The sequence below is a fragment of the Mucilaginibacter metallidurans genome, from assembly GCF_003286435.2.
Classification (GTDB): domain Bacteria; phylum Bacteroidota; class Bacteroidia; order Sphingobacteriales; family Sphingobacteriaceae; genus Mucilaginibacter; species Mucilaginibacter gossypii.
This window is the reverse complement of the sequence record NZ_CP043449.1, coordinates 2487076-2498811: the sequence shown is the minus strand read 5'-3', so window position 1 is coordinate 2498811 and position 11736 is coordinate 2487076. Positions and strand designations below refer to the sequence as shown.

Annotated in this window: 10 protein-coding genes and 1 pseudogene; 4 read left to right on the top strand and 7 right to left on the bottom strand. The window is 43.0% G+C overall.

The features are described 5' to 3' along the window. The first annotated feature begins 1 nt into the window (after position 1). The 3 genes from DIU38_RS10825 to DIU38_RS10815 all read left to right on the top strand — a co-directional run bounded on the left by DIU38_RS10825 (position 2) and on the right by DIU38_RS10815 (position 5452). Positions 2-880 (top strand): Ppx/GppA phosphatase family protein, encoded by an 879-nt coding sequence (locus DIU38_RS10825; protein WP_090525907.1) that lies wholly within the window; start codon positions 2-4, stop codon positions 878-880. Positions 881-1052: 172 nt separating this feature from the next. After that, the gene (locus tag DIU38_RS10820) at positions 1053-1616 is read left to right on the top strand and encodes a UbiX family flavin prenyltransferase (RefSeq protein ID WP_208057517.1); all 564 of its coding nucleotides are present in this window, start codon (positions 1053-1055) and stop codon (positions 1614-1616) included. 398 nt (positions 1617-2014) lie between these two features. Then, positions 2015-5452: an ABC transporter permease gene (locus DIU38_RS10815; RefSeq protein ID WP_146750452.1), complete on the top strand. Its 3438-nt coding sequence runs from the start codon at positions 2015-2017 to the stop codon at positions 5450-5452. A gap of 154 nt (positions 5453-5606) precedes the next feature. On the opposite strand, the gene DIU38_RS10810 is transcribed toward DIU38_RS10815, so the two are convergent. From DIU38_RS10810 to DIU38_RS10790, 7 genes and pseudogenes are all read right to left on the bottom strand, one after another. Then, positions 5607-7778, bottom strand: a complete 2172-nt coding sequence (locus DIU38_RS10810) for a TonB-dependent receptor (protein ID WP_112657221.1) — start codon at positions 7776-7778, stop codon at positions 5607-5609. A 49-nt stretch (positions 7779-7827) separates the two neighbouring features. Continuing rightward, positions 7828-8226, bottom strand: coding sequence for a hypothetical protein (locus DIU38_RS10805; protein ID WP_112657219.1), 399 nt, complete (start codon positions 8224-8226; stop codon positions 7828-7830). Positions 8227-8302: 76 nt separating this feature from the next. After that, positions 8303-8467, bottom strand: coding sequence for a hypothetical protein (locus DIU38_RS10800; protein WP_208057519.1), 165 nt, complete (start codon positions 8465-8467; stop codon positions 8303-8305). 38 nt (positions 8468-8505) lie between these two features. After that, on the bottom strand, positions 8506-8946 hold the full coding sequence (locus DIU38_RS33490) for an SDR family oxidoreductase (protein WP_208057521.1): 441 nt from the start codon (positions 8944-8946) through the stop codon (positions 8506-8508). Next, complete coding sequence (locus tag DIU38_RS33485) at positions 8924-9172, bottom strand: Rossmann-fold NAD(P)-binding domain-containing protein (protein ID WP_208057523.1); 249 nt, start codon at positions 9170-9172, stop codon at positions 8924-8926. Before DIU38_RS33485 ends, DIU38_RS33490 begins: the two co-directional genes overlap by 23 nt. 51 nt (positions 9173-9223) lie before the next feature. Next, positions 9224-9346, bottom strand: a complete 123-nt coding sequence (locus DIU38_RS34440; protein ID WP_262714355.1) for a hypothetical protein — start codon at positions 9344-9346, stop codon at positions 9224-9226. A 1-nt stretch (position 9347) separates the two neighbouring features. Beyond that, positions 9348-10271, bottom strand: a pseudogene (locus DIU38_RS10790) (aldo/keto reductase). 224 nt (positions 10272-10495) lie between these two features. On the opposite strand from DIU38_RS10790, the gene DIU38_RS10785 reads away from it, so the two are divergent. Then, positions 10496-11389 (top strand): helix-turn-helix domain-containing protein, encoded by an 894-nt coding sequence (locus DIU38_RS10785; RefSeq protein ID WP_112657217.1) that lies wholly within the window; start codon positions 10496-10498, stop codon positions 11387-11389. Positions 11390-11736: the final 347 nt, after the last annotated feature.

Below are 11736 nucleotides of genomic sequence, written 5' to 3'. Positions count from 1 at the left end.
ATTGAGATACGCCGCCATTGATATAGGTTCAAACGCCGTGAGGCTGTTAATTGCCGACATAATTCAAAACACCGGATCGGTGTCGTTCAAAAAAAACACCTTGATCCGTGTTCCGTTGCGTTTGGGAGACGATGCTTTTATACAGCAGCATATATCTGAGAAAAAAACGACAGAGCTGGTAAAATCAATGGTTGCTTTTCGTAACCTGATGGATGTATATAAGGTTACCGATTATTTAGCCTGTGCAACATCGGCCATGCGCGAAGCCAAAAACGGAGAAGATGTTGTAAAGCTGATTAAGGATGAAGCTAACATCGATATTGAAATTGTACATGGATCTAAAGAAGCCAGTATCATTTATGCCAGTCATGCCGAGCAAAATATTGATAAAAGCAAAAACTACCTTTATATCGACGTAGGCGGCGGCAGTACAGAGCTTTCGCTGTTTTCGGCAGGGGAGCTGATCGTTTCGCGTTCGTTTAACATTGGCACCATCCGCATTCTTGATAACCAGGACACCGAAGAAACCTGGAACGAAATGAAGGATTTTGTGCGCGACAATACCCGTAACTTTAAGCAATTATCAGGCATAGGTACCGGCGGCAACATTAATAAACTGTTCAGGCTATCCGAAGAAAAAGAAGATATGCCGCTAACTTTTGCTAAACTAAGATCACTATATACCTACCTGAGCTCTTTTTCATTAAAAGACAGGATCAACGTACTTGGCCTGAACCAGGATAGGGCCGATGTAATTATTCCTGCCTGTGAAATTTACCTTACGGTAATGAAAAATGCCAACATTAAAAACATATATGTACCCAGGGTAGGTATGGTTGATGGAATTATCCAAACTTTAATAGAAAAAAATATTCAATAAACAGGTTAAAATTATTTTAACAAATTGTTTAATAATTTAAAAAGTGTTATTATATTTGTAGTGCCCTCTCAAGGGCATGTTTTTCATAGGTAGATGTAGGGTCGGGTACAAGTTATTCGACCCTTTTTTGTGCCCTAACTTTTTGTGTGTTTGGGTTGTTGAAGGAGTAATTATGAAGAAAAAGATAGTTGTTGCTATTACGGGCGCCAGTGGCTCAATATATGCCAGTCTGCTGCTAAAAAAACTAACTCAATTGCAGGATCAAATTGCCGAAGTGGGCGTTGTTATGTCAGATAATGCCAAAGATGTTTGGAAGTTTGAACTCGGCAACGAAGAATACAGCCGGTTCCCTTTTAAATTTTACGCTAAAAAAGATTTCATGGCACCCTTTGCTTCGGGTTCGGCAAAGTTTGATACCATGATAATTGTTCCATGCTCAATGGGGACGCTTGGAAGAATAGCAGGAGGGATCTCTGACGATCTGATCACCCGTGCGGCCGACGTGATCCTTAAAGAGCGCCGTAAGCTGGTATTGGTAGCCCGTGACACGCCGCTCAATCTGATCCATATCCGTAACATGGCGACTGTTACGGAAGCAGGTGGGATCATATGTCCGGCGATTCCATCATATTACAGCAAGCCCCAAACTATAGAAGAGCTGGCTATGACAGTAGTAAACCGGGTTATTGATTTAATAGGGCTGGAAAATAAAAGCTATGAGTGGAAGGGGATCTGAATTTCACATCGTTTCGGTTAAGTAATTGCGGTTACGTGTCGTTTTAATTACCCGAAATATATCCGAACTTTAACGGGTAGCCCGTCTAATGGAAAAATACAAAGGTATTTCTATTCTCACTGCAAATTTTCATGCGGTTAGTTAAGTTTGTTAGGGTAGCCTTACCAAAGGGGGCAGCCCTATTACGGGGTATAAAGCCGCATTAGAAAGTAAGGCGGTTTTTTTTTATTAGGTTATTCATCCGTGATAATACCATAAACGACGAAACAAAATCACGCTACTACCACAAAAGTAACTTGTTTTTTTCGTTTATCTTACAGGAAAACATTTTTATGATCCCATGATTTGTATGGGGCAATATTGTAAATTTGGAACACTCCTTAAACTTATCAAATAATTTGAATCCGGATATATTCCATGTTAACTTATCCCATGTGGCTGCCATGGCAACCCTGTTTTCGGGCTTTACGCTTGCATTGCTTTTAGCTTTCGCAAAAAGGCAAGGCCAAAGAGCTAATCTGCTTTTAAGTGTCGCTTTAACTGTAATTGTACTGAAGACTGGCGGGCTTTCGCCGTTTTTTTTACCGGCGCTGGGACCGTTGTTGTATCTTTATGTACGGCAAATAACATCTCCCAACCTGAAATTTAACCGAAATGATCTCCTTCATTTTTGCCCCATGTTGGTTACATATTGGATACCGGGATGGCTCGTGCTAATATCTGTTGTTATTTATTTATACCTGGCGCACCGGTTGATCCAGCAATTTTATAACCGCTTGCAGCCAACAATAATGGATAGATCGCGGCTTACCTTCCGCCCATTGGAAAAAACCATTCACTTGCTCGGGTTGCTTTGCGTGTTATGGCTGTTTAACGACGCTTTGAGTTTTATCGTTGCTTTTGTAGTCATTGGTGTGGCGGCCGAAGTGATGCTAAAATTGGATGATGGCACAGAAATGACCATGCCGCTAACCGATAGATATATTGCAAGGGAAAAAAGCCGCAGACTAAAGGAGGCTGTAGCCTCAAACCGTTTTTACGAGGATGCCGAATTAACGTTAACCACCCTGGCCGTAAAGTTGAATATCCATCCGCACGATTTATCACGGATCATTAATGTGGGAATGGGCAAGAACTTCAACGATTTTATTAATGAGTTCAGGGTTCGTGAAACTGCCCGGAAGATGCGGGACCCTGCACACGCCCATCTCACTTTACTGGGAATAGCCTATGAGTCGGGGTTTAACTCCCAGAGAACCTTCAACCGCGTTTTCAAAGAGATGACCGGCAAAACCCCGGCGGAATATAAAAATAGCCTAAAAAAAGAGTTGCCAAATGATAAGTTGGCCATTCTCTCACACTTACAGCCGGTAATATTGCGTTCAGGAAGCCCCCCCAATTGGGCTTCTGTAATATTAAACCGCAATTATATGTTTAAAAACTATTTAAAAATAGCGCTTCGCACGCTGGCCAAGCAAAAGACATTATCGTTCATTAACATATTTGGCTTGTCTGTTGGAATAGGCTGTTTCAATCTATTCATGCTTTATGCTATCAATGAATTTAGTTTTGATGGGTTTCACAAAAATGCTGCTAACACTTACCTTGTTTTAGATAAAAATGGAAAAGAAAACGTAAAGGCACTTGCAGGAGTCATTTATACTCCTATGCCCCTGGGGCCCGCCATGAAACAGGAACTGCCGGGAGTAGAGAATTATGTCCGTTATATTCAGCCTTATGAAACATTTATAAAAATAAAAAATGACGCGAGACGGGAGAATATTGCTTACGCCGATTCCTCGTTCTTCAATGTGTTTTCGTTTAAATTTAAATACGGGAATGCCAAATCGGCTATCAGTGGTTTGCACAGCATGGTTTTAACCGAAGAAACCGCTAATAGGTTATTTGGTAAAACAAATGCAATTGGTCAATCATTCCAGGTAAAGATTGGCGATGTGTTTGAAACTTTTACAGTTACGGCTATAGCAGAAAATCCGCCATCTAATTCTTCCTTCCAATACAGCATGCTTGCCAACTTTGATTGTTTTGGTAACACAAAATCAGGAAAAATGGGCGCACATGACTGGTGGATGAATATATTTGTCACCGTAGTTCAGCTAAAGCCAGGAAGCAAACTGGCGAATAACAACAAGTTGCTGGCAAATTTCTGGCACAGGCATTTTCCAGATGCAGGAACAGGCGGGTATAACCTGGTACCAATCAAGGATGTGCACACAAGCCCGGCGTTGATGGGTATTAAGGTCCCGCCTGTCGATCCAAAATCGATTTGGATATTACTAAGTATCGTTGCCGGTGTATTGTTAATCGCCTGTATTAATTTTACAACGCTTTCCATAGGCCGTTCAGCAAACCGCGCAAAAGAGATAGGCGTCCGCAAAGTTATTGGCGGCACCAAAAAGGCTTTAGTAGTTCAGTTTTTAACAGAATCATTTTTGCTTGCTGTCTTTTCGACGTTGATAGGCCTGGCACTTGCATACCTGCTTTTACCTTATTTCAATCAATTGTCAGGCAGGGAGCTGAGTTTCTCTTTTAAGCAATTCCCACAGTTAACCGGCCTTATTGCCGGCTTAATACTGATTGTTGCCCTACTCTCCGGATGCTACCCGGCGTTAGTATTGTCAGGCTTTAATACGGCGGACGCGCTGAAGGCTAAAATTAAGTTAGGCGGCGCCAATTTTTTCACAAAAGCATTAGTCACTTTTCAGTTTGTACTTTCCGCAGTGCTGATTGTTTCTGCTATAATCATCATGCAGCAGTTACACTACATGGAATCAAGAAATCCTGGTTTTAATAAAGAGAATGTAATTGTTGCGCAAACATTCGGCGTTCCGGATACAAAACATTTATTCCCACTTTTCAAACAGGAGGTTTCCGAACACCCCGGTGTTTCTGATTTAACCAGTGCCGACAATGGCTTAGGAGAACATGAAGGGACCGGCTTTACAGATTTTAATTACCAGGGCAAGCCTGTCAATACAAAACAATTTCATATTGATCCTGACTACATACCTACGTTAGGGATGCAGCTGCTTGTGGGACGAAATTTTAACCCGACAATTGCTTCAGATACCGTCAACGCAATTATCATTAATGAATCCATGATGAAGGAATTAGGATGGAAGCCCGAAAACTGTATTGGCCGTCAATTGGAAGGCTATGGTGAGCCTGGCTTTAAAGATCCGACGGTGATAGGCGTTGTCCGTGATTTTAATTATGAGCCACTTACAGATCGTGTGGCGCCAGCGTTGTTTCATCAGTTTGAAAGAAGCCGGGAAAGTCTCAATATTTTCTATGTTCGCCTCCGGCCAGGGAATCCGTCAAAAGCTTTGGCTGCAATCAATTCCGCATGGAAAAAAATTGCACCCGATTACCCCTTAGAATATAATTTTCTCGACGAAGATATCAACCGCTTCTATAAAGCAGAAACCAGATTGGGAAATATTATTAGCTGGGTTGGTGGGATCGCTATCTTCCTGGCATGCCTGGGCCTGCTGGGGCTTTCAGCGCTTGCAGTTGCCAATCGCACCAAAGAGATCGGCATCCGCAAAGTGCTGGGGGCATCCGTTTCAGTTATCATCGGCCTTATTTCAAAAGATTTTTTAAGGCTTGTTGTATTAGCTTTATTCATTTCAACTCCAATTACGTGGTGGTTAATGAACAAATGGCTACAGGCCTATGCATACAGGATAACTATTGAATGGTGGTTTTTTGGCGTAGGTTGTCTGGCAATCATTTCTGTAGCATTACTTACAGTATATTTCCAGGCGATTAAAGCAGCCGTTGGTAAACCGGTGAAGAGTTTGAGGACAGAGTGAGAATTCAAGTACTATTTGCCGAAGGGCTGGTGTATGCATGGTATTAGGGCTGGCGTAACAGGTATTGTAAAGTTATTAGCCAGGTAACATAGTAGTGTTTAATCATAAAAAAAGTTGCCAATAAAATTGACAACTTACCGAGGGGGCGTTTCTTTTATTTATTGTTAAGCAGCTTTATTATAACTCCGGCATTAATAACTCTACCGTCCAACGGCGCATAAATATTTTTGAACACGGGATTAGAAATCGAGCCAGCATAAATCGTTCCCCATTTATTTTGTCGTTGATTAGTAAGATTCTCGGCATTAATGAAAATAACAAAATGCTTCCACATCTTTTGCACAAGCAGTCCGAAAGTCCAATAATCACGCCCTGTTGTACCATCGTCCAATATTTGTGAACCTGTATAAAATCCCTCAACTCCTGCCCGGAAACTGTTTTCCACTTCGTAGGTCAGGTCTGCGTTTAACTGGTGTTTGGGTGTTAATGTCTGAGCACTGCTTAACCCGTTAAAATGGTGTTGTACATTTGTATAGGTATAACCGAGGTAAATCCCTAACTCATCCATTAACAGCTTAACATTGGTTTCGGCCCCTTTGCTGATCAGGTAACCCGGAGCGTTTATAAAGGCATTGTTTTGTAATATTAAAGGGTCATTCACTTTAGTGAAGAAGAATAGCTGATTAACCTTCAAAAAAGCATCGCCTACTGCGCCCTTATAATTTACATCTGCGTTAGCACCGGCCGAACGTTCGGCTTTGGTCGCGCCAATATTTAATGGCTGCAAATACCGGTAGCCCTGTTCTTCGGCATCGTCATTAAAAATATCTGGCATCTTATAGCCCAGGCCGCCGCCTACGCGGCTACTCCAATGTTCATCGAGCGTAAATAGCGTGTTAACGCGTGGCAACAGGAATAACCCGTTTGAGCTTGCAGATGACGGCGAGTTTTCGTCAAGCCGAATGCCACTTTCTACAGCTAACCATTTTGTGGGTTTGAAGGTATTTTGAGCAAAAATTCCGTAAGTGTTGCGGCTATAGCTTAAATCTACACTTCCGTTTGGTTGCGACAAATGATCTGTCCAAACATCCGCACCGGCTACCCAGCTTGCAATTTTGCCATTACGGACATAGTTAGCTTCGGTATAAGATGATAATTGATCGCCCTTAAATAGAAACTGCGGCTCACCTATTGTCCTGTAAAAGTAGCCAATCGTATTTTTAAAGTTCAGTTGGTTGTTCGAGTCAAGCTTATGCGTGTAGGAAAACTGCGTGGAAAGACGGTCGCTTAGGTTATGCTCGAAATATTGGTGCTGATTATCGGCATGGCCGTTGATGACCTGCATATCGCCACCTAAACGATCTTCGTGCATGAGGTTAACACTAAACCAAAGTTGATCGCGGTTGCCTGGCTTTAAGAATACTTTTGGCGCAAGCGTGAAGCGATTGGTTTTAGGTACCGCCGAAAGCCCTGTATTACCCGGATCGTAAGCACCATTATAGTTATAAGAACTAAAAATTGTTGTTCCAATGTGTGTCCATTGCTGGCTGTAAAAACCGCTGGCATCGCTGCCTTTGGCTGAATTCTGGTTAAGCAATAAGGTCAATTCGGGTTTAGCCGCTGGCGTTTTGGTGATCAGGTTAACTAAACCGCCAATAGCCCCACCACCGTAAAGTGTTGATGCCGAACCTTTAATAATCTCGGCCTGCTTCAGGTTAAGCGGCGAAACCTGCACCAAGCTTAACCCACCCGAAAAGCCATCGTACATTGGCAATCCATCCTGCAATAGCTGCGTATAACGGCTATCCAGCCCCTGGATGCGAAAACTCGCTATGCCGCTTACTGCCGAAGTCGCTTGTACGTGTACACCCGTGATCTCCCCCAGCAGCATTTTGATATCGCCGGGGCGCATGGTGCTTTTTTCGTCCAGTTCTTCAGCAGGCAATGCTTCGATACGGGTGGGCACATCACTGCGGTTCTGATTGATGCGGTTGGTTTGCACCACCACCTCCGCCAATTCACCTGCCATCGGCTCCAGGTAAACCTCTATAACGGGCTCAATATTTTTGAGTGGTAACACGAAAGTTTTTTCCTGCGGCAGATAACCCACCATACTGAATTTGATCTCGTATTTGCCGGTGGACAGGTTGAACTGAATGTGCCCGCTACTGTCCGCAGCAGCGCCTCTTTTTAATTCGTTGATATAAGCCGTAACACCGGCTATGGACTGCTTGGTCTGGTCATCTTTGACCAGAATAGATAAAGTATGCTGTGCACGTGTGGCCACTGAAGTCAGCAGCACGGCGCATAAAAGTAAATAGCGCATGAAATAGCTTAAAACGTAAGAATTGATGATTAAGAAAATGAGGGTTTTCTTACGCTAAAGGCGGACGAAATAAAGAAGGGTGGTAATAGCTCAAGGCACCGGAGCTATGATGTAACGAAGCTGGGATAATGGAGCCTAATGGTACCGGTTTAGCTAAAAACGGGCTAACCGGTTGAATAATGGCCGCAAAGGATGGCGTGCCCTGAAATTGCAGCGCACCGGGTTTTGATGGCTGATCATGCTGGTTATGGTTTAACAGATCTTTACCATTTAGCAGATAATCACCGATGAAATCCAATACGCCTTTTTCGTCCGGTGTGACCACCTTTTCATAAGCCTGGTACATGCGCGGCAATTCGTTAAGCAGCGAGAAATCCCCCAATGGCAAAGCAATGCTGCCAAAGAGCAAATATCCGATCATCCAAAAAGCCGCGATCCTTTTGAGCATGAGCGTAAATTAACTAATAAATTCTGTAGGAAAACTGAAAAACCATAAGCCAGCCAATCTGGCTTACGGTTCAATATCATTGACAATCACAGAAAGTGATACCTCGCTCAACAGCAGCACGAATAGTAGCCAGGCCATCATTGATATCGGCGGCCGGGCCGGTACCAAAACTTAAATTCATACAGCCCATACCTAACGCAGATACTTCGAGGCCGCTATTTCCTAATTTTCTTTTTATCATAATCCTGTTTTTTGCACTTGCGCGCGTTACAGTTCATATTATCTGTTTTCCGGTTGAAGTGGACCGTAGAAGTAGGATGCCGTTGCACCACCGTCTATCAGAAAGTCAGAACCAGTAATGAAAGCGCCAGCATTGGACAGTAAAAGTTCCGCAACATTTGCTACTTCGTCCGCAATTCCGGGACGTCCTGCCGGGCTTTTAGCAAACATGTTCCTATAAAAGTCTCCCCTCGGGCCATTGATCTCATCAAGCGCAAGAGGCGTAATGATAATGCCAGGTGATATTGCATTAACTCGAGCACCACGTTCGCCCCATTTTACAGCTTCCGCCATAACTCGCTTGCCATTAGCACGTTTTGCCATCTGATAGGCGTGAAGCGTGTCTTTGATATTTTCTGGCTTAAGCAATTCGAGTTGCAAAAGTTGTTCTGTAGGTGTTGTTGCAAGCAACCTGTCCTCATCGGAGGTTAACGCGGGCATCCTGTAACCTTACTGGCTGGAGATCACAACGGCCGTACAAGTATTTGATCACCTTGCCAAACTCCTCCAATAAGAGTGCGGTTCCGTATAAATCAACCTTTAATATTTGCTCAATGGATGCCTGACTTGGTGAAACTCCTGCCGCGTTGATGAACATAGCAATCTCACGTTCCTTTCGGGCGGCTTTAATCAGTGACTGAACAGATTCCCGTGATGAGATGTCCACTTTAAACGATACTACGTCAAAACCAGCCTCCGTCAGCGTTTTAGAAATTGCTTACGCATTTTCTATTTTCCAGTCCGCTACAAAGATCTTATTACCGTAACCCATTCTGCGGGCGATAGCCATACCTAATTGACCGGCCCCGGTCAATACGATTACGTTTTTTGAATTTTTCATATTACCGTCCTTGCCTTGCTGCCAAATGTTGAGGGTAACGGGCACCAATAACTTCGATATTACCAAGTGCAATTTGTATATCATTCAGGTCCTGTTGGCTCAATTTCACACTGGCAGCAGACATATTTTCTTCCAAACGGTTGATCTTTGTGGTACCAGGGATCGGCACAATGTATGGTTTTTGCGAAAGTAGCCAGGCAATCGTTACTTGTGCATTCGTTACACCTTTCTGTTTTGCAATTTACGCTAAAGCATCTACAATGCCTTGGTTCGCCTGCCGGTTCTCTTCTGAGAAACGGGGTACAACATTGCGGAAATCGGTCTTATCAAAGGTCGTCTTCTCATTAATCGCACCGGTCAAAAACCCTTTACCAAGTGGACTGAAAGGCACAAAACCAATTTTTAATTCTTCCAATAACGGTAAAATCTCTTTTTCAGGCTCACGCCACCAAAGTGAGTATTCGCTTTGCAACGCTGTAACGGGTAGACCGGCATGTGCTTTACGAATACTTTCGACACCGGCCTCAGACATACCGAAATGCTTTACCTTGCCTTCGGCAATCAGGTCTTTAACAGTGCCCGCAACATCTTCCATAGGTACATTCGGGTCAACGCGGTGTTGGTACAACAGATCGATCCGGTCAGTCGGCAGACGTTTCAATGCCGCTTCAGTGTGCGCACGGATATTTTCAGGTCGGCTGTCAAGACCATCACTGGTTTTACCATTCTTAAAGCCAAATTTGGTTGCAATTACCACCTCATTTCGGAAAGGTTCAAGCGCTTCGCCAACGACTTCTTCGTTAAGGTAAGGGCCGTAGGCTTCTGCGGTATCAAAAAAGGTTACGCCAATTTCAAACGCATGATGGATCAAACCGATCGCTTCTGTTCTTTCTGTTGCCGGGCCGCAGCCGTAACTTAAACCCATGCAGCCTAAACCGAGTGTGGAAACTTCTAAGTCTTTCCCTAATATTCTTTTGTCCATAATTAAATAATTTTGTTTAAATAGATGATGGTACAAAGGTCAAGCCTATTTTTTAAGCTTAACTTATACAGAACACGGTAATGCTTACCAATTTCACCGATAGAGCACTGACGGTGGTATAAAAAGATTTTCGCTTTTTACATTTGTTCATAGAAAAGAAAAAAGACATGGAAGATATAGTTCGTTTTGAGACAGTTAAGTCCTATAATGACTTCAACAACGAAGAAACGCTGCATCCATTGGTGAGCGTAATCGACTTTTCAAAAGCGTCACCGCGCAATCGCTACAAAATGTACTTTGGGCTCTATGTGGTTATTTTAAAGGATGTCGACTGTGGCGATCTTACTTACGGCAGGGCGAATTATGACTATCAGGAAGGAACACTGGTGTTCTTTTCTCCGGGACAGGTAGCAGGAGTCCGAAAAGAGGAACTGTTTCAACCGAGCGGCCATGCGCTGGTATTACATCCGGATTTCATCCGCGGCACTTCGCTCGGTCGTCATATCCAGGATTATGGCTTTTTTAGCTGTAACGTCAACGAAGCTTTGCATTTGTCACAGCGCGAGCGCCAAATTGTATTAGATAGCTTCAGTAAGATACGCTATGAACTCGAACACGCTATTGATAAGCATAGTAGAAAGTTAGTGATCAGCACCGTAGAGTTATTTCTGAACTATTGTGTTCGCTTTTATGACCGCCAGTTTATTACGCGGGAAGATATTCATAAAGGCATTCTGGAAAAATTTGAGACCTTACTCTACAACTATTTCAGGTCAGACAATTTACAGAATACGGGATTGCCGACAGTTGGTTATTGTGCTGATAGCCTCCACCTTTCAAGTAACTATTTTGGAGAGCTCATCAAAAAGGAAACGGGAAAATCCGCGCACGACTTTATACAAGAAAAAGTCATTGACCTTGCAAAAGAAAAAATATTTGATCGAAATAAATCGGTCAGTGAGATCGCTTACGAACTAGGCTTTAGATACCCGCAACATTTTACAAGGCTATTCAAACAGAAGACTGGCACGACACCTTTGGAGTACCGTTCGCAAAACTAAAAGAATTAGCACCTTTCATTAATATTCATAAAATCGGTCATAAGGGGTTGCCAAATAAAAAAGGTGATTAATCGATTGCCTATCGATAAGGGCGCTCTGTAGCTGACACCCGGAGCACTTTTTTGATTGAAAAAATGCCAGTTTATTTATAAGCATTTAGGTAAGCCAGTGAATTCTATCGAACACGGATACGGTGAATAAAATCAAAATTGCTATTTAGTTATCAGTCCGTTGTGTATGCGCTAAACTAAATGTCCACTATAAATGTACAAAATCTTATTAGGTTACCCCAACGAGATTCGAACACTCAAAGTGTTGCTATTGTGCAGAAACGCAATAGCAAAAAA

What these genes read in the sequence shown, in the direction of transcription:
- DIU38_RS10805 (WP_112657219.1), bottom strand. Translation starts at nt 8,226, where the DNA reads ATGCTCAAAAGGATCGCGGCTTTTTGGATGATCGGATATTTGCTCTTT.
- DIU38_RS33490 (WP_208057521.1), bottom strand. Translation starts at nt 8,946, where the DNA reads ATGCCCGCGTTAACCTCCGATGAGGACAGGTTGCTTGCAACAACACCT.
- DIU38_RS34440 (WP_262714355.1), bottom strand. Translation starts at nt 9,346, where the DNA reads ATGAAAAATTCAAAAAACGTAATCGTATTGACCGGGGCCGGTCAATTA.
- DIU38_RS10800 (WP_208057519.1), bottom strand. Translation starts at nt 8,467, where the DNA reads ATGATAAAAAGAAAATTAGGAAATAGCGGCCTCGAAGTATCTGCGTTA.
- DIU38_RS10810 (WP_112657221.1), bottom strand. Translation starts at nt 7,778, where the DNA reads ATGCGCTATTTACTTTTATGCGCCGTGCTGCTGACTTCAGTGGCCACA.
- DIU38_RS10820 (WP_208057517.1), top strand. Translation starts at nt 1,053, where the DNA reads ATGAAGAAAAAGATAGTTGTTGCTATTACGGGCGCCAGTGGCTCAATA.
- DIU38_RS10785 (WP_112657217.1), top strand. Translation starts at nt 10,496, where the DNA reads ATGGAAGATATAGTTCGTTTTGAGACAGTTAAGTCCTATAATGACTTC.